The organism is Stenotrophomonas sp. A3_2, from assembly GCF_036624925.1.
Taxonomy (GTDB): domain Bacteria; phylum Pseudomonadota; class Gammaproteobacteria; order Xanthomonadales; family Xanthomonadaceae; genus Stenotrophomonas; species Stenotrophomonas hibiscicola.
The window spans coordinates 1-22,339 of the sequence record NZ_JAZKVY010000263.1 but is presented as its reverse complement, the minus strand read 5'-3'; the positions used below and the strand labels follow the sequence as shown (position 1 = coordinate 22,339).

The window sequence follows — 22,339 nt, the reverse complement described above, 5'->3', positions numbered from 1 at the left end:
CTTTCATTCCAGCAGGCGTGCCCAGCCCTGCATGCCGTCCAGGCGTGCCAGCACCAGCTTGATGCACACCAGCAGCGGCACCGCCAGCAGCAGCCCGATCATGCCCCAGGCCCAGCCGAACACCATCAGCGCCAGGATCAGCACCAGCGGCGACAGCTTCATCCGACGGCCCAGCACGATCGGGGTCACCATCTGCCCTTCCAGTGTGTGCAGGCCCAGGTAGGCGGCTGCGGGCAGCAGGGCCTGCAGCGGGTCGCGGAACTCGACGAAGCCCATCAACAGCATCAGCGCCACGCCGATCAGCGGACCCACATACGGCGCAAAATTCAGCAGCGCGGCCACCGTGCCCCACAGCAGCGCTTCCTGCAGGCCGATACCGAGCAGCATCAGCACGCCGGCGAACACCAGCCCGACCAAGGTGTTGATCACGCTGATGGTGAGTACGTAACGCGAGACCTCGCGTTCGATCGAACGCAGGATGTCCGTAGTGAAGCGCTGCTGCTGGCGGTTGGGGAACAGGGCGATCGCCGCGCGCTGCAGGCTCTGCCCGTAGATCATGAAGAACAGCGTCAGCAGCACCACGGCCAACACCGAGGCAGCCAGCCGCGGTGCACGGGTCAGCATGCGGTAGGGGTCGTCGAGCTGGGTGCGGATCACCTGCACCTTGTGGTTGCTGTCACCGCCGGCCACACGGGCGAAGTTTTCCGCCGCCTGGTTGGCCTGCTGCACCGGCTTGGTCAGGTTCTGCACCTGGCGGGCGACCTTGCGCAGCTGCTGCGGTGCTTCCTGCGCCCATTCCATCGCCGGTCCGATCAGCTGCACGGCCAGCGAACCGGTCACGCCCAGGCCCGCACCGAGGATCAACAGCGCGCCCAGCGCGCGCGGGATCCACAGCTTCTGCAGCAGGCGCAGGATGGGATTGCCGACCAGCGCGAAGAACATCGCAAGCAGCACCGGCAGGATGATGTCCTGCGCCGCCCATAGCGTATAGCCCACGGCCAGGGTCGCCAGCACAACCAGCGACATCGGTCCGCGTGGGCGCGACGGGGGCGGCAGCGGTGCCTCGGATGCGTCGTGGCCGGCCGGTGACGGGGACAGGGAGGACTCGCTCATCGACGCATCAGCCGGAAAGGGGAGCGCATTATCCGCCGGCCGCGACCGGCGCGGCGGATTCCAGGGATCAACGTTCGGACAGCTCGGTGGCCGCCTCGGCCGGGCGCGGTTCGCGCAGGTCCGGTTCCGGCTCCGGCTCCGGCACAGCTCGCGCTGCCGCTGCGGGCCGTGCTTCAGCGGCGGAGGCCGCTGCGTGTGCCTGTTCGCTGGCATCGCCGGCTTCTTCGGCCGCATCGTCGGCGGTGGCCGCCGCCTGCGCCGCCATCGCCGTGGCGAACGCCGCCTGCGCACTGGCGAACAGGTTCGAGACCGAACCCACCATCTGCAGCCAGCGCGCACCGTTGACCTTGCCCGGCATTTCCAGCTTGCCGGCAATGAAGCCACCGGCCAGGCCCACTACCACGATGCGTAGTGGCGACCAGCCCTGGCGCCAGACCTGGCCGAGCGTCGACCAGTGGTCCTGGGTCTCGACCAGACGCACGGTTACCACCTGTTCGCAGCGCTTCACCCGACGCTGCAGCGCACCGAACTTCATGGCTTGCCCTCTGGCAGCTCCACATCGGCATCGGGGTCGTCTTCGCTGGGCTCGTCGAACAGGCCCAGGCGGGACAGCTGGCGCCGGGTGGCGTGCATGCCGGTGTGGTGGAAGAAGTAGGACACCCGCCAGATCGCATAACCGGTGACGGCCAGGCTCAGCAGCGAGGTGATCAGCAGTGCCTGCAGCCAGCTCAGGCCCCAGCTTTGCAGCAGCGCGATAAGGGTGGCGGCCATGAGCAGCCAGGCCGACGCACCAAATACGATCGCTACGCCGGCCCAGGCCAGCGCGCGGCCGAAGGCACTGCGTGCCAGCGCGAAGTCGGCCGAGGCCAACCGGCGCAGCGAACGCAGCGAGTGCTTGGCCGAGTCGGCAGCGGCACGACCGGCCGCGCCGACCTGGCGGATGCTCTCATCCAGCGGCGGGGTAGCCGCCGGATCAGGGGCTTGCGCGTTGTCTTCGCTCACGCCGCGGCTTACTTGTCGCTGCTGCCGCGGGCCAGCTTGGCGATGATCCAGCCGGCCGCGAAGGCAACACCGAACGAGGCCAGCGGACGCTCACGGATCAATTCGGCGGCGCTGTCGATCAGGTCCTTGCCCTTGTCCATCAGCGCATCGACCTGCTCCTTGGCGGCGGCACCACCAAACTCGGCAGCGGCCAGGCCGGACAGTGCGCTGTCGGACAGTTCAGCCTTGACGTTGGCCTTGCCGATGCGCAGTTCGTCGGTCGCGGCACCGGTGGCGCCCTTGATCGCACCGCCGGCGGCGCTGGCGGCCTGCTTCAGGTGGGAACCGGCTTCACCCAGGTGTTCCTTCAGGTTCTCGGTATTGGTGGGGCTCATCGAATCACTCCTGTTGCGATGGGGGAACGGCGTCGGCGGTGCCGACCTGGACTGACAGCAATAGCATTGCCGGGGTATAGGGGGTGTTACGGCAGGGCGATCAGCGCATCACGAGCTGGCCCTGCTGCTGGCCGTTGTTGCGCAGCACGCGCACCACCAGGGTCGGCGGGCGTTGCTGGAAGTTGGCGCGCCAACTGGCCAGGTCGGCGAATTCGCCCACGGTGGCGTCGGTGATGATGTCGCCCTGCTGCAGGCCGTTGCTGGCAGCGCGGCTGCCGCGCTTGACCTCGCTGACCAGCACGCCGCCGACACCGGATTGGCGCAGTGACTCGGGCAGGTCGACGAAGGTCGCACCGGTCAGGCGCGGGTCCAGGCTCTCACCGGTGACCGCGCGCGCCTGTTCCTTCAATGTCGCCTTGATCTGCAGTGGCTTGCCTTCGCGGCGTACGTCCAGCGTCATCGCGCTGCCGACGGCCGCCAGGCCTTCCACGTTGTGCAGGGCCTCGGCGCTGTCCACGCGCTGGCCGTTGGCCGACACCACCACGTCGCCCGGCTTCAGCCCGGCTGCGGCGGCGGCCGAGCCGGCCAGCACGCGGGTGATCAGCGCACCGCGGGTTTCGCCCAGGCCCAGGCCCTGCGCGATCTGCGCGGTCAGGTTCTGGCTTTCCACGCCCAGCGTGCCGCGCACCACCACGCCGTGCTTGACCAGCTGGTCGACCACGCTGCGCGCCAGGTTGGAAGGAATCGCCAGGCCCAGGCCGATGTTGCCGGCCATGCTGCCCTGCGGGTTGAAGCTGGCGGTATTGATGCCGACCAGCTGGCCCTGCAGGTCGACCAGCGCGCCACCGGAGTTGCCCGGATTGATCGACGCATCGGTCTGGATGAAGTTCTGGTAGCCCAGCCCGCGGATGCCGCTGCGGCCCACCGCCGAAACGATACCCGAGGTAACGGTCTGGCTGAAGCCGAACGGGTTGCCGATGGCCACCACGAAGTCGCCTACGCGCAGCTGGTCGCTGTTGCCGAGCTTGATGTCGGTCAGGTTCTGCGCCGGGATGCGGATCAGCGCGATGTCGGTGTCACGGTCCGAGCCGAGGAACTCGGCCTTGACCGTGCGCCCGTCCGCCAGTGTCACCTGTACGTCATCGGCGTTGTCGATGACATGGTGGTTGGTCAGCACCAGCCCCTCCTTGGCGTCGATGATCACGCCCGAGCCCAGCGATTCGTTGATGCGTTCCTGTGGGATATCCGGGAACAGGCGGCGGAAGAACGGGTCGTTGAAGAAGGGGTTGCGCACGCGCACCACCTGCTTGGTGTTGACACTGACCACCGCCGGCATTGCCTTTTCCAGCATCGGTGCCAGCGACGGCACCGCCTGACCGGCCACCGAAGCCGGCAAGGCCGCCGTGGTCGGCAACACCGCCGGCAGCGGCGCGGCGTCGGCACGGTTGTCCATGTGGGCATTGATGCCGGTGGCAACGAAGCCACCGAAGGCGGCGGCGATTGCGAGCGTGAGCAGGGTAGGAAGCGGTCGCATGGGAGTCGGTTCGCTGGCGTGGGTGGGGGCGGTACGGCCCTACGGTAGAACAAGCTGAATGAGTGTGTCGCGATCTGGATAAATGCGCCATGAAAACGCCATGCCCGGAACCCGGGCCAGCATCGCTACCGTGGGCCGCAGGCGGCAACGGCGGAGGTTCCTCGCACTGTGCCGACGTCTGCCCAAGCGCGTGGGTATGCAGGCCGATGCTTGCGCAGTTCTGCGCATCCCGATGCCGCGATGCGCCATATCGCATGCCCTTCGCTACGTCCGGGCGGGTGTGCGCACGCAGCCCCTGCCGCTGCCCGCATCGTGCGGCGCAGCACTGAAAAAAAGGGGTTTCCCGTCAACACATCGTACTCGCGAGGGTACCCGACTACACCATTGCCGTCGCATCAGATGCGATTGCTCGTGCGTGCCCCGTTCCACGATCGTCAATGTCGGTATAGCATCGCCCCGTTTTGATACTTAAGGCCCCCAGGAGGGCAACATGAGCAACGGTAATGGTGTGTCGGTCGTGACCGACGCCGTCGAGAACGTCAAAGAAACCGCCACCAACGTTGGCGAGACCATCGCCCACGCTGCCGAAGACGCAGTGCAGTCGGTCAAGAAGACCGTCAAGCGCGCCACCAAGGCTGCCGGTACCCGCGTTGCCAAGGCCAAGAAGGCCGTGGCCAAGGTCGAGAAGACCGTTGCCAAGAAGGCCGAGAAGGCTGCCAAGTCGGTCGGCAAGACTGTTGCCAACGCCAAGAAGAAGCTGGAAGCCGCCAAGAAGAACGCCAAGGCCGAAGCCGCTGCGCTGAAGAATGAAGTGGCCAAGAAGAAGGCGGCTGCAGGCAAGGCTGTGACCAAGAAGGCCGCCGCTGCCAAGAAGACCACCAAGGCCGCCACCAAGGCTGCCGGCAAGAAGGTCGCCACCGCGAAGAAGGCCGCCACCAAGAAGGCTGACGTCGCCAAGAAGGCCGTCGGCAAGAAGACCGCTGTTGCCAAGAAGGCAGTTGGCAAGAAGGTCGCTACCGCCAAGAAGGCCGTGGCCAAGAAGACCGTCGCCGCCAAGAAGGTTGCTGGCAAGAAGGCCGTGGCTGCGAAGAAGGTCGTCGGCAAGAAGGTTGCCGCCACCAGGAAGACCACGGCCGCCAAGAAGGTTGTCGGCAAGAAGGCTGCCGTCGCCAAGAAGGCCGTCGGCAAGAAGACCGCCGCTGCCAAGAAGGTTGTCGGCAAGAAGACCGCCGTTGCCAAGAAGGCAGTGGGCAAGAAGGTTGCCGCCGCCCGCAAGACGGTTGCCAAGAAGGCTGCGCCGCTGAAGAAGGTCGCCGCCAAGAAGGCTCCGGCCAAGAAGGCCGTGCGCAAGGTCGCCAAGCGCAAGTAATCGCGCCGTGACCGAAGGCCCTGCCACCCCCGGGTGGTGGGGCCTTTCGCGTTTCAGGGACGCGGTCTGGAGCAGGATGCAGGTTCTTCCTGCTGGAGCCCGGGGCATGCGCGGTATTGACTTCAGTTCCTGGCAGGGCGTGCTGTCCACCTTGGCCGGCCTGGTCCTGATCACCCTGCTGGGCGTGGGCATCCGCCTGCTGGTGATGCAGACCCTGCAGCAGCGCCGCGAGCGCGAGAACCGGCAGATCAACGAACGGCTGCGCACGCTGATGGCGGCCTACAAGACCCTGGGCGGTTCGTTCACCGGCGAACTGGGTGTGGACCCCAGCCATCGCCGTGACCTTCGCCAGCGCGAGGATGCAGAGGGCATTGCCGAGCCCCGCTCGGATCGCGCGCGCCGCATCCGTGATGCCGTGGAAGCGGCGTTGTCGGACATCCTGCTGCTGGGCACCGACGAACAGGTGCGGCTGGCCGCGCGTGCCGCCAATGAACTGGCACAGGGGCGGCCGGTACATACCCATGAACTGGTGGTCTCGCTTCGCGACTTCGTGCGCGAAGCGCTGGATCTGGCGCCGATTCCGACCGACCTGCAGATACCGCCGCAGGGGCCGACCCGGCCGGGTGGCGCCAGTGTCGGCGGCAAGGGCCGCAACGACGGCGACGCCAAGGGCGGTCGTGCGGGTGGAGGAGGTGGCGGTGGCGGAATGGGCGCTGGGATGGGCGGTGTGGGCCTCGGCGCTGGCGCCGCACTGGGCGCCGGCCATGCCGCTGCCAGCGATGAAACGGACGCGCGCTGAGCACGTCCGCCCGGTTCAGCGCGTCAGTTCGTAGATCGGCACGAAGCCGCCGTAGATCATCCGCGCGCCGTCGAACGGCATCGGATTCGTCGCCGGGTCAAACCTTGGGTCTTCCATCATCTTCTTCATGCCGGCGTCGCGGGTCGGCTTGTCCGGCCATTCGATCCAGGAAAACACCACCGTCTCATCCGGCGTGGCTTTCACCGCGCCGAAGAAGTCGGTGGTCTTGCCGTGCGGCACGTCATCGCCCCAGCACTCGACCACGCGCAGCGCGCCGTATTCGATGAAAACGGGATCTCCTGTGCGTGCGTGGGCGAGGAACTTCTCCTTGTTGGCGGTGGGCACCGCCAGGACGAAACCATCGATGTAGCTCATTGCCTGCCTCCGGATGGACCGTGCCGCATGCACGGCCTTCAAGTACCCGACGAACCAGGGCGTCGTGGATCGACATCCTGCAACCGGCAGTCGTTGTGCCGATGAAATGCACGCGCGCCGCGCGCGTATGCCAGAAACAGCCTGAATCAAGCCAGAAAATTCAGCAATGCGAAGACCGCTGTTTTCAGGGAGCGTTGTGGCGAATAACGGAGAATTTACATTCCCGATGCGATGGCGCCTTGGCGCTGCTGCACACCATAAGAAAGTAAAGGTGTACCCCCATGAAGAATTCGCTGATTGCTCTGGCCCTGGCCGCTGCCCTGCCGTTCACCGCCTCGGCTGCTGAGAACCTGTCGTACAACTATGCCGAAGCCGACTACGCCAAGACCGACATCGATGCGTTCAAGGCCGACGGCTGGGGCGTGAAGGGCTCGTACGGCTTCCTGCCGAACTTCCACGCTTTCGGTGATTACAGCCGCCAGGAAATCGACCACACCAACATCAAGCTGGACCAGTGGAAGATCGGCGCCGGCTACAACGTTGAAATCGCCCCGACCACCGACTTCGTTGCTCGCGTTGCCTACCAGAAGCGCGACCAGAAGCACGGCCTGGACTTCAACGGCTACAGCGCTGAAGCCGGTATCCGCACCGCCTTCGGTGCCCACGCCGAAGTCTACGGCATGGTCGGCTACGAAGATTTCTCGAAGAAGCACGGCATCAATCCGGAAGGCCAGTGGTACGGCCGCCTGGGTGGTCAGGTCAAGCTGAACCAGAACTGGGGCCTGAACGGCGAGCTGAAGATGAACCGCGACGGCGACAAGGAATACACCGTCGGCCCGCGCTTCAGCTGGTAATTGCTTCCTCGGCGCGCCTGCGCGCTGAAGATGCCTCGACAGGCCCGGCTCATGCCGGGCCTGTTGCGTTGTGACGACCCGAAACCGCAGCTGAGCATGTTCCGAGGCCGCTGCTGCGTTGCAATAAATTGGATTCCGCTGCTCCCGGCGCGGCCCTACGGTGGGCACTTCGTATCGTCGGATCCATGTGATGCCGCCTGCCGTTCCCGCTCTGCCCCTCGATCGGCCCCGCCGCCTGGCAATGCTGGCGCCGCATCCCGTGCTGCGTCTGGGGGTGGAGGTGGTGCTTTGCCAGCACGGTGGCGTGCAGGTCTGTGGCAGCTTCACCCGCGAAGCTGATCTGCTCGATCTGCTGCAGCGCCAGCCGGATGGCATCGACCTGCTGCTGATCGACCTGCTGGCGCCCTATGGTCCCGAACAGGGCCTGTCCCTGTTGCGACTGTTGTCGCGGCGCTGGCCGCTGCTGCCGGTGCTGGTGCTGTCTGCGCACTGCAATGCCAGCATGGTGACCATGGCGATGCAGGCCGGCGCGCGCGGCTTCCTGTCAAAGGGAACCACGCCGGCGATGCTGCGGCGCGCGGTGGAGGTACTGGCCCGTGGCGGCCGCTTCGTGCCCCCGGAGCTGCGCACGCAGTTGAACCGATCACGCATGCGGCGCACACCGGCGCCGGTGCTGACGCCCTTGAGCCGACGTGAGCGCGAGGTGCTCCGGCTGGTCCTGCAGGGCTGCACCACCGGGGAGGTGGCGCGGCGCTTCGGGCGCACGGCCAGTACGGTCAGCACGCAGAAGCGGACGGCGTACGAGAAGCTGGGCATTCACAGCGATGGTGAGCTGTTCCGCATCCGGCACCTGCTCGAATGCGGATGAGCGGGCTTACTCGCCCTGGTACTGCTTCTCTTCCACCAGGGCCGAACCGGCCACGCGGTTGATCTCGTTCTTCACCTGCACGCGCTCGCCATTGGTGCCGTAGACACCGCGTGCCAGCTGGATGAAGCCATCGTCGAACACCTGGGCCGCTTCCTTGTCGCGCAGCTGGTCCTGGATGTCCCACATGCGCTCGTTGATTGCCTTCAACTGCTGCTTCAGCACGGCCAGCGCCGGCTGAGCCTGCAGCTGCTGCTGCAGCAACGGCAGCAGGCCGTCCAGCTCGGTGCGCACGTTGCTCAGCTTGGCCGCATCGTCGATGCGTTCGGCCTTGATCTCGAGAATGGTGATCTTGTCGATCAGCTCGCCGATCGATACCGGGGTCAGGATGGCGTCCACGCGGTTGGTTCTCTGGAAACAGGGCACCATGATACCGCGCTGCCGGCATGTGGCCCCGATCACGGGATTTACGCCGAATTTGCGCCACGGCCCCGGCAGCACCCTCGATCCGTTACGGCCACCGCCTCGACACTGCGTTCCCGGCGGCATAACCGCCTTCGACGAGGAACACAGTGCAGTGAACAGCAAGGGGATGATGGCGGCGGTGGTGGCCGCCCTGGCAGGGCTGCTCGGGATCGGCAGCGCGCAGGCACAGTTACAGGTCAGTGGCAGTGCGGCGTTGACCAGTGACTACGTGTGGCGTGGCAGCTCGCAGAGCGACGGCGACCCGGCGGTGCAGGCGGGTGCGAAGGTTTCGATCCCATCGGGTTGGTACGCCAGCGTGTGGGGCTCCAACGTTTCGTTCAAGCCGGACAATGGCGCGCGCAGCGAGTTCGACCTGGTGGCCGGCTGGTCCGGTGCGCTGGCCCCGGACTGGACACTGGATGCCAACCTGACCCGCTACATGTACCCGGGCACCGGCCGCGCGCTGGACTGGACCGAACTCAACACCACAGTGAGCTGGAAGCAGCGCGCCTGGTTGCAGGTCGCCCATTCCAACGATGCGTTGGCCGGTGGCCATCGCGGTACCTACGCCCAGCTGGGTGTGCGTGTGCCGCTGCACGAACGCGTCCGCCTGGAAGCGGCGGTGGGCAAGTACTGGCTGGCCACCGCGCAGGGCCCGGACTACCTGCATGGGCAGCTCAGTGCCATTGCCACGCTGGCCCCGGCATGGGAGCTGCGTGCCACCGTGCATGACACCGACAGTGCGGCCAAGCGCCTGTTCCCGGGCAATGCCGGTGGACGATGGGAGCTGGCGCTGCAGGGCAGTTTCTAGTCGGCCACCGAGGCCTGGCGCGCACGCAGCGCGCCGGGCAGCCACAGCAGCAGGGCCAGCACCGCCACCGCAGCACCGGCTACGCAGACGCCGGTCCAGCCGAAGCGCTGGTAGACCTGCGCCGACAGCAGCGAACCCAGCGAACCGCCGATGAAGTAGCCGGTCATGTAGCCGGCATTGAGGCGGTTGCGCGCTGCCGGTTGCAGTGCATAGATCAGGTTCTGGTTACTGACGTGCAGCAGCTGCGCGGCCAGGTCCAGCACCACCACGCCGACCAGCAGCGCCAGCAACGAGTGGGCCGACAGCCCCAGTGGCAGCCACGAGAGCAGCAGCAGCGCCAGCGCGATGGCGGTAGCACGCCCGGTCTGACCACGGTCTGACATGCGGCCGGCCAGGCCGGCCGCCAGCGTGCCGGCCGCGCCGACCAGCCCGAACAGGCCGATGGTGGCGTCGCTGTAGGCATACGGCGGCTGTGCCAGCAGGAACGCCAGTGGCGTCCAGAAGATCGCGAACATGGCGAAGCTGCAGGCGCCCAGCAGCGTGCGCTGGCGCAGCACCGGTTCCTGCACTAACAGCACGCCGATCGAGCGCAGCAATGCGAAGTAGCCAAGGCCGGCGCTGTGGTGGAAGCGCGGCAGGCCGCGCTGCAATGCCAGTGCGGTCAGCACCAGGGTGGCAGCGGCGATCGCGTACACCAGGCGCCAGTCGCCCAGGCTGGAAAGCAGGCCGGCCACGGTACGTGCCAGCAGGATGCCCAGCAGCAGGCCGCTCATCAACGTGCCGACCACGCGACCGCGATGTTCCGGCGCGGCCAGCGTGGCCGCGAACGGCACCAGCACCTGGGCGACCACGGAGAACAGGCCGGTGATCGCGGTGCCCGCCAGCAGCCAGGCCAGCGACGGCGCACAGGCACTGATCACCAGCCCGCCGGCGGACAACAGGCTCATCACCACGATCAGGCGCCGGCGTTCGAACAGGTCTCCCAGCGGCACCAGCAGGATCAGTCCGGCGGCATAGCTCAGCTGCGCGGCGGTGACCACCATGCCGACCTGGCCGAACGGCACACCGAAGGCATCGGCAATGGTATGCAGCAGTGGCTGCGCATAGTAGTTGCTGGCCACGGCCACGCCGGTGGCGACCGACATCAGCAGCACCTGCCAGCGGTGCAGGGGGGGGAGGGACGGACTCACGCGGTATTCCACAAAGCGGGGTGCACAGTGTCCGCCTGCTGCGACCATGATGGAAATGAATCATCATCATCCATGCCATCTGGAAACGAGATAGCTGGATGAATCTCAAGCAGCTCGAATTTGCCGTCGCCCTGGCCGAAGAGGGCAATTTCACCCGTGCCGCCGAACGCTGCCACGTGGTGCAGTCCGCGTTGAGCCACCAGATTGCCTACCTGGAGCAGGAACTGGGCACGCCGCTGTTTGAACGCCTGCCGCGCCAGGTACGGGTGACGGCGGCCGGTGAGGCGCTGCTGGTGCACGCACGCCAGGTGCTGGCCAGCCTGCGCCACCTGCGCGCTGACGTGGCCGCGGTGAGTGGCGAGGTGCGTGGCCTGCTGGCGATCGGGCAGATTTCCTCGCTGACCGGCATCGACGTGGTGGCGATGCTGGCAGCCTTCCAGCAGGCGCACCCGCAGGTGGAGTTCCAGCTGCGGGTGGACAAGAGCGAGGATCTGATCGCGCAGGTGCAGTCGCGTGAATTGGACGTGGCACTGGTGGGGTTGGCGCCCTCGGCCGGCCTGGACGGGGTCTGCCACCAGATGCTGCAGGAAGAAGACCTGGTGGCGGTGCTGGCGCCGTCGCACCGCTTGGCCCGGCGCAAGCGGCTGCCCTTGACCGAACTGCAGGATGAAGCGCTGGTCGACTTCCCGCGAGGCACCGGTGCGCGGCGGCAGACCGACGATGCCTTCGCCGCCGCCGGCCTGCCGCACACGGTCCGCTTCGAGGTCAACCTGATGGAACTGGTCGAGCGCTTCGTCCGCCATGGGCTGGCGGTCGGCATCGTGCCGGCGTTGATCGCCGAAGGCTTTGAAGGCGTGGTGCGGATTCCGCTGCAGCCGACCCCGACCCGCCGCGTGCACCTGGTCTGGCAGCGGCTGCCGACACCGGCGGCGCGGGCGTTCGTCGAAGCCGTGCTCAGCCGCGCAGGCGCAGGCTCAGGCCCTTGAGGAAGTTGCGCAGCATCTGGTCCAGGCAACGCCGGTAGTTGGCGTGCCCGGGTTGGCGGAACAGTGCGCCCACTTCCGACTTGGAGACATTGAAACCGGCGCTGGCGAAGATCTCCATCAGATCGACGTCGCGCAGCTGGAACGCCACGCGCAGCTTCTTCAGCACCAGGTTGTTGTCGATGCGGGTCTCCACCGCGCGCTGCGGCTGGTTCTCGTCGCGACCGCGCAGGTGCACGATCAGGCCATCGAGGAAGTGCGCCAGCGCGCTGTCGCTCATCGCCTCGAAACCGGCTTCGTCCTCGCGGCGCAACCAGGCCTTCACCTGCTCGGTCTCCACGGCAAAGGCCGGGTCGGCCATCTGGCACAGGGCCACCACGTGGTGGTCGCCCAGGTCCAGGGAGTAGCGCACGCTGCGCAGGACATCATTGTTGATCATGGTCCAATTGTAGCGGCCCCTGGCGTGTCACCGGAGTGTCATCGAACTGCAGCATCGTGGGCACTCGTTCGCTGAGACCCTTGCATGCGCCGGTATCTGTTTTCCGCACTGCTGCTCGCCAGCAGCTTCGCTGCCTTCGCCCAGGACCGCTTCGTACCCGTCGAGCGGCGCCTCAGTGCATCCCAACTGGCCGAGGTCGGGCTCAATCCAGCGCAGTTGCAGGCACTGAACCGGGTACTGCGCGAGGCAGAGCGCGCGGCCACCGGGCCGACGGCAGCGGTGGCCCCCGCCGCTGCGCCGCTGCCTGCCAATGTGCCGGCACCGGCAGCAATGCATCTGGGCCTGGAAGAAGGACCGATCAATGCACGCGTGGTCGGAGAGGTCGCAGGCTGGCAGCCCGGCACGCTGTTCGCCCTTGATAACGGCCAGCAATGGCAGGTGATGAAGGGGCAGATGAAGCTGCGCAAGGTGCTGCAGTCGCCGCAGATCGCCGTTGTTCCAGGAATTGCCGGGCGCTGGTTCCTGCAGGTCGACGAAGACCTGCCCAAGGCCCGGGTATTCCGCGTGCGCTGAGCCGCGCACGCCTCGGGCGTGGTCAGCCGGCATCGGCAACGCAGGGGCGGGCCGACGGTGCCAGAATGGGCGTCCGGTTTTTCCCCCTGGAGTTGCCTGATGACCCGCACTGTCCTGATTACCGGAGCCACGTCCGGCTTCGGCGCCGCCGCCGTCCACCGCTTCGCCCAGGCCGGGTGGAAGGTGATCGCCACCGGCCGCCGCGGCGAACGCCTGCAGCCGCTGGTCGAGCGCTACGGCAAGGACGTGGTTCACGCCGCCGCCTTCGACATCCGCGATCCGGTGGCAATGGAGGCGGCCCTGCTGGCACTGCCGCCTGCGTTCGGCCAGATCGATCTGCTGGTCAACAACGCGGGCCTGGCACAGGGCACCGCGCCGGCACAGAGCGCCAAGCTGTCGGACTGGACCACGATGATCGACACCAACATCACCGCGCTGGTGACCTTGACCCATCGCCTGCTGCCGCAGCTGGTGGAGCGCAAGGGCGCGATCATCAACATCTCGTCGGTGGCCGGCGTCTACCCGTACCCGGGTGGCAACGCCTACGGTGGCACCAAGGCCTTCGTCAGCCAGTTCTCGCTGGGCCTGCGTTCGGACCTGCACGGCACCGGCGTGCGCGTGACCACGATCGAGCCGGGTATGGCTGAAACCGAGTTCACCGTGGTGCGTACCCATGGCGACCAGGCGGCATCGGACAAGCTCTATACCGGCGCCAACCCGATGACCGCTGAAGACATCGCCGAACAGATCTTCTGGGTGGCCAGCCTGCCGCCGCACCTGAACATCAATCGCCTGGAGCTGATGCCGGTCAGCCAGTCCTTCGCCGGTTTCCAGGTCGCCCGCGAAGGCTGACGGTCGTCTGTAGAGTCGAGCCATGCTCGACTCTACAGAAACGAAAAAGCCGGGCATTGCCCGGCTTTTTCGTTCACAGCGGCAGGCTTATTGTGCCTTGATCGCCATCGCCTGCAGGCCGGTGCCATCCAGCTTCTGCTTGGCCTCGGACAGTTCGCCGGCGCTCCCATACGGTCCCATACGCACGCGGTACACGGTCTTGCCGTTGATCTGCGCCGATTCCACGCGTGCCGCCAGGCCCATCATCGCCAGCTTGGCCTTGGTCGCCTCGGCATCGCCGGAGGCACCGAACGCACCGGCCTGCAGGATGTAGCGGGCGTTGTCGGCGGCAGCCGGTGCAGCAGCTGCCGGAGTACCGGTCGCTGCCGGTGCGGCTTCCGCACGTGCTGCAGGCGTGGCCGCGGCGTTGCTGGTCGACGCCGTTGGGGTGCCGGCTGCAGGCGTTGCCGCCGCCGGGCGTTCGCTCAGCGGTGCCGGCAGCGGACGGCTGGTCGCGGTCACCGGGGCGGTGCTGGCCACGCTGGCCGTGGCTGTGGGTGCTGGCGCCGCGGGCGGCGGAACCGGCTTGCCTTCCAGTGCAGCCTGCGCGCGCTGCGCTTCGGCCCTGGCCCGGCGCTGGTCTTCGGCACGCGCGCTGGCGGCCAGTTCGGCGTCGGACATTTCAACTTCCTTGCCCGGCAGCAGGGTGTAGAAGTCGTACTGGGTCGCGGCCGGCTTTTCCGGCTCGGCCGGCTTCGGCGTAGCCGGCTGTGCGGCCGGCTGGGTGCCGACATCGCTGTCGGCGTCAGCGACCGGGGCCGGTTGCGCGTTCGGGTTCGGCTGCGGTCCGGCGCGAAGGAAGCCATCGCCTTCGCCCTTGAACAGGTTCGGCGCCGCCAGGAACACCACGGCCGCAATCGCCACGCCAGCGACCAGCCACACCCATCCGGGTGTGCCCTGGCTGCTGCTGTTGCGTCGTGCCTGGTTTTTGCCGCGTCGTGCTGCCATGGGTACTGCGTCTCCTGATGCTTACATTTTTTCCGGGGCGCTGACGCCCAGGAGGTCGAGGCCGTTGGCCAGCACCTGGCGGGCAGCGCAGGCCAGGGTCAGCTTGGCGTTGCGATCGGCGGCATCTTCCACCAGTACCGGCGTCCCGTGATACCACGTGTGGAACGCGTGCGCCAATTCACGCAGGTACTGCGCCACCAGATGCGGCTCCAGCGCCACGCCGGCCGCCTCCACCACTTCCGGGTACCGCGAGATCTCGTTCATCAGCAGCAGCGAAGCGTCGTCGGCCAGGCGGCCGAGGTTGGCCAGGCCATCAGCCTGTTCATACACCAGCCCCTTCTCCTGCGCCTGGCGCAGCAGGCTGCAGACGCGGGCATGCGCGTACTGCACGTAGAACACCGGGTTGTCGTTGCTCTGCTGGCGGGCCAGGTCGATGTCGAAGGTCAGCTGCGAATCGGGCTTGCGCGCGATCAGGAACCAGCGGGTGGCATCGCGGCCGGCTTCCTCGATCAGGTCACGCAGGGTGAAGTAGCTGCCGGCACGCTTGGACAGCTTCACTTCCTCGCCGCCACGCATGACGGTGACCATCTGGTGCAGCACGTACTCCGGCCAGCCCTGCGGGATGCCCACTTCCATCGCCTGCAGGCCGGCGCGCACACGCGCCAGCGAGCCGTGGTGGTCGGCACCGAGTTCGGTGATCGCGCGCTCGTAGCCGCGCTGCCACTTGGACAGGTGGTAGGCCACATCCGGCACGAAGTAGGTGAAGGTGCCGTCGGACTTGCGCATCACGCGGTCCTTGTCGTCACCGAAGTCGGTGCTGCGCAGCCACAGCGCGCCACCTTCTTCATAGGTATGACCCGACGCCTGCAGCTTGGCCACCGCTTCGGCTACCTTGCCGTCGGCGTACAGCGAGCTTTCCAGGAAATAGATGTCGAAGTCGACGCCGAACGCGGCCAGGTCCAGGTTCTGCTCGTTGCGCAGGTAGGCCACGGCGAAGCGGCGGATCGCCTGCATGTCGTCCGGGTCCTTGGCGCCGACCACGGTGCTGCCTTCCAGGTCGACGCTGGCGCCGGCCATGTAGGCGCGTGCGACGTCGGCGATGTACTCACCGCGGTAGCCACCTTCCGGCCAGCCGTCCTGGTCCGGCGCGATGCCCTTGATCCGTGCCTGGGTGGACAGCGCCAGGTTCTCGATCTGCACGCCGGCGTCGTTGTAGTAGAACTCACGCTTGGCGTTCCAGCCGTTGGCATCGAGCACTCGCGCCACGCAGTCGCCAATGGCCGCCGCGCGGCCATGGCCGACATGCAGCGGGCCGGTCGGGTTGGCCGACACGTACTCCACGCCCACCGTGCGGCCATTGCCGGACAGGTTGCGGCCGTAGTCGTGGGCTTCCTTGATGACCGACGCGGCTTCACGCTGGTACGCGGCCGGGGCCAGGTGGAAGTTGATGAAGCCGGGGCCGGCGATCTCGACCTTGCTGAGGTCCTCGCTGCGCGGCAGCGCCTCGACCAGCGCCTGCGCCAGTGCGCGCGGATTGCTGCGCGCGGCCTTGGCCAGCAGCATCGCGGCGTTGGTGGCGAAGTCGCCGTGGTCGCGGGTCTTCGGGCGCTCGACCACGAAGTCCGGCGGCAGGGAGTCGGCGGGCAGGGTGCCATTGGCGCGCAAGGCTTCGATGCCTTGGCTGATCAGGGCGCGGAGGAGATTTTTCACGAGGCCTGCTGTGAGAATGAGCGGCGGAATCGCCCATTTTAGCGCATGTACCCGCGCCCACGCTGACCAGAATATGCCTGCGGGGGCGGCCGGTGGCGCCTGAAGGGGGCGCGCTCAGCCGAACAGCCGAGGCTGGGGCGGGGACAGCAGGCCCCGTTCAGCAAATGAAACGGGACGGCCCTCGCCGACCACGAAGTGGTCCAGCAGGCGCACGTCCACCATCGCCAGCGCCTGCTGCAGTTCATCGGTGATGCGGGTATCGGCGCTGGACGGTTCAGGGTCGCCCGAAGGATGGTTGTGGCTGAGGATTACCGCCGCCGCGTTGTGCAGCAGGGCACGCCGGACCACCTCGCGGGGGTAGACCGGCGCGGCGTTGATGGTGCCGTGGAACAGTTCCTCGCAGGCGATCAGGCGGTGGCGGTTGTCCAGGAACAGGGCCATGAAGATCTCCCGTGCCTGCCCTCGCAGGCGGTGCTGCAGATAGCGGCCGACCGCCGCCGGATTGTTACCAACCGCCTCGCCGTGCTCCAGCTCAGCCGCCAGGTAGCGATGGGCCAGTTCCAGCCCGGCAGCCAGCGTACAGCTGCGCGCCGGGCCCAGCCCGGGCAAGCGGGCCAGTTCGCCCGCGGGACGGTCGAGCAGCACCCGCAAGGGGCCATGCGCCTGCAGCAGGTCGCGCGCGGTCTGCACGGCATCACGGCCGCCGAAGCCGGAGCCGAGGAACAGGGCCAGCAGCTCGGCGTCGGAAAGTGCCGTGGGCCCGCGCGCGATCAGCTTCTCGCGAGGGCGTTCCTGTTCGGGCCAGTCATGGATGGGCATGCCTGCATCATCGCCAGCTTCGGCGGCGTCTCCCATCGGGGCTTGCCGCGGGCCCGGGTCGGTCGATACCTCAGTCGCGCCGGGTCTGCAGGTAGTCGAACAGTTCCTGGTTGTTCTGCAGCCCCAGCTTGCGCTTGGCTTCGGCCTTCTGCCGGCTGATGGTCTTCGGGCTGCGCCCACAACGCTTGGCGACTTCGTTCACGTTGAGGCCGATCGCCAGCAGATCCAGCACTTCCTTCTCGCGTGCCGACAGCGGTGCCGGTTCGCGCGGGAAGAGCAGGTCGCGGGCCTGCAGGTGATGGCGCAGCTGCTGGGAGACGAATACGTGCCCGGCCAATGCGGCGTTCAGCGCCTGGGGCAGCTCGGCAAAATCGGCGCACTTGTCGACCAGGCCACTGATGCCCTCCCGCAGCAGGCCGTCCAGCAGGCCGGGATGGCGGGCGCCGGTGAGCACCACCACCGGCAGGCCAGGGCGACGCACGCGCAGCGCGTCGATCAGCTCCGGACCGTCCGGGCCGGCACCCGGCATCGACAGGTCGGTCAGGACTGCATCGCAGTCGTGGCGGTCCACCAGGTCCAGCAGCTGGGCGCCGTCACGCGCACTGCCGACGATGTCCATCAGGTAGGTCTGCAGCACGATGGCGATGCCATGCAGGACCACGGGATGGTCGTCGGCAATGATGATGCGTGGACGCACGCGGTTCCTCGAAGATCGAACAGGCCACGGCGGGCGGCAGCCAATGCCTGATTCTGCAAAAGCGCAGGCCCCTGGAGGTATAGGAAAGGTCCGAAACCGATACCGGGTGAATGCCGGGTCAATGCAGGCGGGCTCCATCTGCTGATAGCCGCCCGCTATGTGCACCGGGCACCGGGACATTACCGACCTTCGGGTAAGCTAGCGCCCTCGTTTGCACAGGAATTCCAGGTGGCTGACTCCCCCAACGCTTCTCCCGCGCCGGCCCGCGCGCTGGAAGGTCAGAAACTGCTGTTGTGCGTCGGAGGCGGGATCGCGGCCTACAAGGCCTTGGAACTGGTGCGGCGCCTGCGCGACGCCGGTGCCCAGGTGCAGGTGGCGATGACTGCCGGTGCCCAGCAGTTCGTCACTCCGCTCAGCTTCCAGGCGCTGTCCGGGCAGCCGACCCGCACCACGCTGTGGGACAGCGCCGCCGAACAGGCCATGGGCCATATCGAACTGGCGCGCTGGGCCGATCGCATCGTGGTCGCCCCAGGTACCGCCGATCTGCTCGCGCGGCTGGCCCAGGGCCACGCCGATGACCTGGTCAGCACCCTGTGCCTGGCCAGCACCGCGCCGCTGACGATCTGCCCGGCGATGAACCACCGCATGTGGCTGCATCCGGCCACCCAGGCCAACATCGCCCTGCTGCGCCAGCGCGGCGCGCAGGTGATCGGCCCGGTCGACGGTCCGCTGGCCGAAGGCGAATCCGGTCCGGGTCGTCTGGCCGAGCCCGGCGACATCGTCGCCGCGCTGGCGGCCAATGGCAGTGCTGCAGCGGCGGTTGCCGCACCGGAAACCCACGCGCTGCAGGGCCTGCGCCTGCTGATCAGCGCTGGCCCGACCTATGAAGACATCGATCCGGTGCGCTACGTCGGCAACCGCAGCAGCGGCAAGATGGGCTTTGCCCTGGCTGCGGCCGCCGCGACGATGGGCGCCCAGGTGGTGCTGGTCAGCGGCCCGGTGCAGCTGCCGACGCCTCCCGGCGTGCAGCGTGTGGACGTGCGCTCGGCCGCGCAGATGCGTGATGCCGTGCTGAAGTCGTTGCCGGCCGACATCTATATCGGTGCCGCTGCGGTGTCCGACTACACACCGCGCCAGGTTGCACCGCAGAAGCTGAAGAAGACCGCCGAGAGCCAGTCGCTGGTGATCGAGCTGGTGCGCACGCCGGACATCCTGGCCGAAGTTGCCGCGCAGACGCAGTCGCTGAAGCTGGTGGTCGGCTTTGCCGCCGAAACCCACGACGTGGAGAAGTATGCGCGTGGCAAGCTGGTCGACAAGCGCCTTGACCTGGTGATCGCCAACCAGGTCGGCATCAGCGGCGGTGGTTTCGAGAGCGACAACAATGCCGCCACTGCCTTCTGGCAGGACGGTGAACAGGTATTCCCGGCCACCTCCAAGCGCGAGCTGGCCGAACAACTGCTGGCGCTGATCGCGCGGAGACTCCAGGCATGACCCAGGCTTTCACTTCCCAACCCCTGCAGGTCAAGCTGCTCGATCCGCGCTTTGGCGACAGCTGGCCGCTGCCGGCCTACGCCACCGAAGCCAGCGCCGGCATGGACCTGCGCGCGGCGCTGGATACCGCGCTGACCCTGCAGCCGGGCGACACCGCGCTGGTGCCCAGTGGCCTGGCCATCCACATCGGCGACCCGCACCTGTGCGCGGTGATCCTGCCGCGTTCGGGGCTCGGCCACCGCCACGGCATCGTGCTCGGCAATGGCACCGGCCTGATCGACGCCGACTACCAGGGACCGCTGCTGATCAGCGTCTGGAACCGCGGCCGCGAGGCGTTCACCATCGAGCCGGGTGATCGCATTGCGCAGCTGGTGGTGGTGCCGATTGCCCGCGTCAGCCTGCAGGTGGTGGATACTTTCACCGACAGCGTGCGCGGAACGGGTGGATTCGGCCATACCGGGGTGCGTTGACAGGGGACATCGATGAGCGGCATCGGGGAAGGACAGCGGGGACGGTCGTTGGGACGCAGTGCACCACTACTGGGGGTGCTGCTGGTCCTGCTGGCCGGCTGGTTCGGATGGAGCGCGGTGCAGCAATGGCGCCAGGAGGCCAACGGCCAGGCGCTGGAAGCTGCGCGCGACCAGGCTGTGCAGGGCCTGCAGGAGGCCGCCGCCGGCCAGCTGAAGCAGCTGCAGCAGCAGCTGAAGAACGAGCGCGTGCAGCAGGCGCTGCAGGCCGGCGATGCCGCTGCGGCGGCACTCGCGGTCCGCGAGAGCTGGACCGGCGTCGAGCATGCTGAAGTGCTGACCGCCGATCTGGCCAATGCCTACGCCGACCCGGCCACGTTCGGCTATGCCCGCCTGGCGTTGCTGGAAGGAGCGCTTGCCGAGGCCGGCCCCAGCCTGCGCGTGGTCCGCGATGGGGGTGGCAATCGTCTTGGCCTGGCGGCACCGGTGCCGCTGGGCAGCCTGGGCCCGGCAGTGCTCTACGTGCGCCAGCCATTGCTGCGCCTGACCTCGCCGCTGGACCAGGTGAGTGCGCCATCGGCCGGTTTCCTTGGCCTGCGCCAGGGCGCGCATGACCTCGTCGCCCTGGGCGATGCCAGCCTGGCCGAAAGCGCCGAAGTCCTCGCGCGGCCGATCCCGGGTACCCCGTTGCGGCTGGTGGCCGCGGTACCCAATATCGAACCCGGTCCGCTGGGCCTGGGTTCGCTGGCCAGCGCCATCGTTGCGCTGCTGCTGGCGTTCATCGCCGTGCTGCTGGTGGTGGGTCGCGGCCGCCTGCCGAAGACGCTGCCGCTGCCGCGGCGTGCGGCCGTGGCGGAAGCGGATCATGGCCCGACCCTGAGCGAGAGCCTGCAGATGGCGCCGCCGCCGGTGGCCGGGGCCAGCACCACTGAAAGTGCACCGCCGCCCCCGCCGCCGGTTCCGGCCGAGGAACTGGCGGCCGGTATCTTCCGCGCCTACGACATCCGCGGCGTGGTGGGCAGCCAACTGACGCCGAAGACCGCCGCGCTGATCGGCCAGGCCATCGGTACCGTGGCACTGGAGCAGGGCCTGCGCGAGGTGGTGATCGGTCGCGATGGCCGCCTGTCCGGCCCGGAACTGGCCGCAGGATTGGCCGAGGGCCTGCGCCGCGCCGGTTGTGCGGTGATCGACATCGGCCTGGCGCCGACTCCGGTGGTGTACTACGCCGCCTTCCACCTGCGTACCGGCACCTGCGTGGCGGTGACCGGCAGTCATAACCCGCCCGAGTACAACGGTTTCAAGGTTGTCATCGGCGGCGAGACGCTGTCCGGCGATGCCATCACCGATCTCTACGCGCGCATCGTCGAGGGCCGCCTGGTACAGGCTGCGGAGCCGGGCGATTACCAGCAGCGCGATGTCAGTGCCGACTACATCCAGCGCATCGCCGACGACGTGCAGCTGGACCGTCCGCTGAAGGTCGTGGCCGATGCCGGCAACGGCGTGGCCGGCGCACTGGCACCGCAACTGCTGGAAGCCATCGGTGCTGAAGTCATTCCGCTGTACTGCGATGTCGACGGTACCTTCCCCAACCATCATCCCGACCCGAGCGAACCGGCCAACCTGGAAGACCTGGTGCAGACGGTCAAGCGCTTCGGGGCCGACCTCGGCGTCGCCTTCGATGGCGATGGCGACCGGTTGGGCGTGGTCAGTGCTGACGGCAAAATCATCTATGCCGACCGTCTGCTGATGCTGTTCGCCGCCGACGTGCTGATGCGCAACCCCGGCGCGATGGTGATCTACGACGTGAAGTGCACCGGCAAGCTGTCCGACCACGTGCTGCGCAATGGTGGCAGCCCGCTGATGTGGAAGACCGGGCATTCGCTGATGAAGGCGAAGATGCGCGAGACCGATGCCGAACTGGCTGGCGAGATGAGCGGCCACTTCTTCTTCAAGGAGCGCTGGTTCGGTTTCGACGATGGCCTGTATGCGGCGGCGCGCCTGCTGGAGATCCTGGCCCAGCGCGAGGAGACCCCGGACGAGGTACTGGGCGAGCTGCCGGAGATGGTGGCCACGCCGGAGCTGAAGGTGCCGGTGGCCGACGGCACGCCGCATGCGCTGGTGGCAATGCTGGTGGCGGCGGCGCAGTCGCCGGACAACCCGTATGTCGGCGGCCGACTGTCGACCATCGACGGCCTGCGCGTGGACTTCCCCGATGGCTGGGGCCTGGTGCGGGCCTCCAACACCACGCCGGTGCTGGTGCTGCGCTTCGAGGGCAACGACGAGGCCGCACTGGAACGCATCCAGGCGCTGTTCCGCAGCCAGCTGCAACCGGTGCTGGGCGACACCCCGCTGGGGTTCTGACCCCTTTGGAAGCTGCAGCAGAATGGGTAGTGGCGGGCGCGGGGCGGCCCGCCCCAGCACCGCACACACCCAGCCGGTGGCGGGCCCCGGCCCGCCCGACCCCCGGGACCCCCCACCCCCCCCCCCCCCCGCGCCGGGCGCCCCCCCGCCGCCCCCACTACCCCTTGAACCGCAAACCCACGCCCGGCTCGGTGAACAGGTAGCGCGAA

24 protein-coding genes are annotated in these 22,339 nt (G+C 67.7%); 11 read left to right on the top strand and 13 right to left on the bottom strand.

The window, feature by feature from the left end; all coding sequences use genetic code 11:
• Nucleotides 1–3: 3 nt before the first annotated feature.
• From R5H29_RS12430 to R5H29_RS12410, 5 genes are all read right to left on the bottom strand, one after another.
• Entirely contained in the window at nucleotides 4–1,113 is a 1,110-nt protein-coding gene (locus tag R5H29_RS12430; protein WP_019661808.1) for an AI-2E family transporter, read from the bottom strand.
• 67 nt (nucleotides 1,114–1,180) lie between these two features.
• On the bottom strand, nucleotides 1,181–1,648 hold the full coding sequence (locus R5H29_RS12425; RefSeq protein WP_021204736.1) for a hypothetical protein: 468 nt from the start codon (nucleotides 1,646–1,648) through the stop codon (nucleotides 1,181–1,183).
• Nucleotides 1,645–2,115: a phage holin family protein gene (locus R5H29_RS12420; protein WP_019661806.1), complete on the bottom strand. Its 471-nt coding sequence runs from the start codon at nucleotides 2,113–2,115 to the stop codon at nucleotides 1,645–1,647. The genes R5H29_RS12425 and R5H29_RS12420 overlap by 4 nt, the downstream gene beginning before the upstream one ends.
• 8 nt (nucleotides 2,116–2,123) lie before the next feature.
• Nucleotides 2,124–2,489, bottom strand: a complete 366-nt coding sequence (locus R5H29_RS12415; protein ID WP_010486932.1) for a hypothetical protein — start codon at nucleotides 2,487–2,489, stop codon at nucleotides 2,124–2,126.
• A gap of 100 nt (nucleotides 2,490–2,589) precedes the next feature.
• On the bottom strand, nucleotides 2,590–4,023 hold the full coding sequence (locus tag R5H29_RS12410; protein WP_019661805.1) for a Do family serine endopeptidase: 1,434 nt from the start codon (nucleotides 4,021–4,023) through the stop codon (nucleotides 2,590–2,592).
• 490 nt (nucleotides 4,024–4,513) lie between these two features.
• On the opposite strand from R5H29_RS12410, the gene R5H29_RS12405 reads away from it, so the two are divergent.
• A complete protein-coding gene (locus R5H29_RS12405; RefSeq protein WP_332329236.1) occupies nucleotides 4,514–5,392 on the top strand; it encodes a histone in 879 nt (292 codons plus the stop codon).
• A gap of 106 nt (nucleotides 5,393–5,498) precedes the next feature.
• Nucleotides 5,499–6,191 carry a hypothetical protein gene (locus tag R5H29_RS12400; RefSeq protein WP_021204738.1) on the top strand — a complete coding sequence of 231 codons (693 nt, stop codon included), beginning with the start codon at nucleotides 5,499–5,501 and terminating at the stop codon, nucleotides 6,189–6,191.
• A 15-nt stretch (nucleotides 6,192–6,206) separates the two neighbouring features.
• Here the strand turns inward: R5H29_RS12400 and R5H29_RS12395 are convergent, their stop codons facing one another.
• The gene (locus R5H29_RS12395; protein ID WP_005407745.1) at nucleotides 6,207–6,566 is read right to left on the bottom strand and encodes a DUF1428 domain-containing protein; all 360 of its coding nucleotides are present in this window, start codon (nucleotides 6,564–6,566) and stop codon (nucleotides 6,207–6,209) included.
• Between the two features lie 281 nt (nucleotides 6,567–6,847).
• Between R5H29_RS12395 and R5H29_RS12390 the strand changes: the two genes are divergently transcribed.
• Both R5H29_RS12390 and R5H29_RS12385 read left to right on the top strand, forming a co-directional pair.
• A complete protein-coding gene (locus tag R5H29_RS12390; RefSeq protein WP_021204739.1) occupies nucleotides 6,848–7,420 on the top strand; it encodes an Ax21 family protein in 573 nt (190 codons plus the stop codon).
• A gap of 190 nt (nucleotides 7,421–7,610) precedes the next feature.
• Nucleotides 7,611–8,288: a response regulator transcription factor gene (locus tag R5H29_RS12385; protein ID WP_021204740.1), complete on the top strand. Its 678-nt coding sequence runs from the start codon at nucleotides 7,611–7,613 to the stop codon at nucleotides 8,286–8,288.
• Nucleotides 8,289–8,294: 6 nt separating this feature from the next.
• Here R5H29_RS12385 and R5H29_RS12380 read toward each other — a convergent pair whose 3' ends face one another.
• Nucleotides 8,295–8,684, bottom strand: coding sequence for a DUF6165 family protein (locus R5H29_RS12380; RefSeq protein WP_031270855.1), 390 nt, complete (start codon nucleotides 8,682–8,684; stop codon nucleotides 8,295–8,297).
• 178 nt (nucleotides 8,685–8,862) lie between these two features.
• Here R5H29_RS12380 and R5H29_RS12375 point away from each other — a divergent pair, with 178 nt between their 5' ends.
• A complete protein-coding gene (locus R5H29_RS12375; RefSeq protein ID WP_332329235.1) occupies nucleotides 8,863–9,561 on the top strand; it encodes a TorF family putative porin in 699 nt (232 codons plus the stop codon).
• Here R5H29_RS12375 and R5H29_RS12370 read toward each other — a convergent pair.
• A complete protein-coding gene (locus R5H29_RS12370) occupies nucleotides 9,558–10,706 on the bottom strand; it encodes an MFS transporter (RefSeq protein WP_407073530.1) in 1,149 nt (382 codons plus the stop codon). The two genes, R5H29_RS12375 and R5H29_RS12370, sit on opposite strands and share 4 nt — an antisense overlap.
• A gap of 143 nt (nucleotides 10,707–10,849) precedes the next feature.
• Here R5H29_RS12370 and R5H29_RS12365 point away from each other — a divergent pair, with 143 nt between their 5' ends.
• On the top strand, nucleotides 10,850–11,737 hold the full coding sequence (locus R5H29_RS12365; protein ID WP_332329233.1) for a LysR substrate-binding domain-containing protein: 888 nt from the start codon (nucleotides 10,850–10,852) through the stop codon (nucleotides 11,735–11,737).
• On the opposite strand, the gene R5H29_RS12360 is transcribed toward R5H29_RS12365, so the two are convergent.
• A complete protein-coding gene (locus R5H29_RS12360) occupies nucleotides 11,706–12,173 on the bottom strand; it encodes a DUF1456 family protein (RefSeq protein ID WP_019661796.1) in 468 nt (155 codons plus the stop codon). The two genes, R5H29_RS12365 and R5H29_RS12360, sit on opposite strands and share 32 nt — an antisense overlap.
• Nucleotides 12,174–12,257: 84 nt before the next feature.
• Here R5H29_RS12360 and R5H29_RS12355 point away from each other — a divergent pair, with 84 nt between their 5' ends.
• Nucleotides 12,258–12,746, top strand: a complete 489-nt coding sequence (locus R5H29_RS12355) for a hypothetical protein (RefSeq protein ID WP_171953289.1) — start codon at nucleotides 12,258–12,260, stop codon at nucleotides 12,744–12,746.
• A 99-nt stretch (nucleotides 12,747–12,845) separates the two neighbouring features.
• Nucleotides 12,846–13,598 carry an SDR family NAD(P)-dependent oxidoreductase gene (locus R5H29_RS12350; RefSeq protein WP_021204746.1) on the top strand — a complete coding sequence of 251 codons (753 nt, stop codon included), beginning with the start codon at nucleotides 12,846–12,848 and terminating at the stop codon, nucleotides 13,596–13,598.
• Nucleotides 13,599–13,685: 87 nt separating this feature from the next.
• On the opposite strand, the gene R5H29_RS12345 is transcribed toward R5H29_RS12350, so the two are convergent.
• The 4 genes from R5H29_RS12345 to R5H29_RS12330 form a co-directional block, all read right to left on the bottom strand.
• A complete protein-coding gene (locus R5H29_RS12345; RefSeq protein ID WP_021204747.1) occupies nucleotides 13,686–14,585 on the bottom strand; it encodes an SPOR domain-containing protein in 900 nt (299 codons plus the stop codon).
• 21 nt (nucleotides 14,586–14,606) lie between these two features.
• Entirely contained in the window at nucleotides 14,607–16,295 is a 1,689-nt protein-coding gene (argS, locus tag R5H29_RS12340; protein WP_021204748.1) for an arginine--tRNA ligase, read from the bottom strand.
• A 114-nt stretch (nucleotides 16,296–16,409) separates the two neighbouring features.
• On the bottom strand, nucleotides 16,410–17,114 hold the full coding sequence (gene radC, locus R5H29_RS12335; protein WP_026347232.1) for a DNA repair protein RadC: 705 nt from the start codon (nucleotides 17,112–17,114) through the stop codon (nucleotides 16,410–16,412).
• Nucleotides 17,115–17,184: 70 nt separating this feature from the next.
• Nucleotides 17,185–17,811 (bottom strand): response regulator transcription factor, encoded by a 627-nt coding sequence (locus R5H29_RS12330; protein WP_021204749.1) that lies wholly within the window; start codon nucleotides 17,809–17,811, stop codon nucleotides 17,185–17,187.
• A 228-nt stretch (nucleotides 17,812–18,039) separates the two neighbouring features.
• On the opposite strand from R5H29_RS12330, the gene coaBC reads away from it, so the two are divergent.
• From coaBC to R5H29_RS12315, 3 genes are read left to right on the top strand one after another with little or no spacing between them, the layout of a single operon-like run.
• Nucleotides 18,040–19,302 (top strand): bifunctional phosphopantothenoylcysteine decarboxylase/phosphopantothenate--cysteine ligase CoaBC, encoded by a 1,263-nt coding sequence (coaBC, locus tag R5H29_RS12325; RefSeq protein WP_111097663.1) that lies wholly within the window; start codon nucleotides 18,040–18,042, stop codon nucleotides 19,300–19,302.
• On the top strand, nucleotides 19,299–19,772 hold the full coding sequence (gene dut / locus R5H29_RS12320) for a dUTP diphosphatase (RefSeq protein ID WP_308305935.1): 474 nt from the start codon (nucleotides 19,299–19,301) through the stop codon (nucleotides 19,770–19,772). The genes coaBC and dut overlap by 4 nt, the downstream gene beginning before the upstream one ends.
• A gap of 12 nt (nucleotides 19,773–19,784) precedes the next feature.
• The gene (locus R5H29_RS12315; protein WP_332329232.1) at nucleotides 19,785–22,130 is read left to right on the top strand and encodes a phosphomannomutase/phosphoglucomutase; all 2,346 of its coding nucleotides are present in this window, start codon (nucleotides 19,785–19,787) and stop codon (nucleotides 22,128–22,130) included.
• Nucleotides 22,131–22,339: the final 209 nt, after the last annotated feature.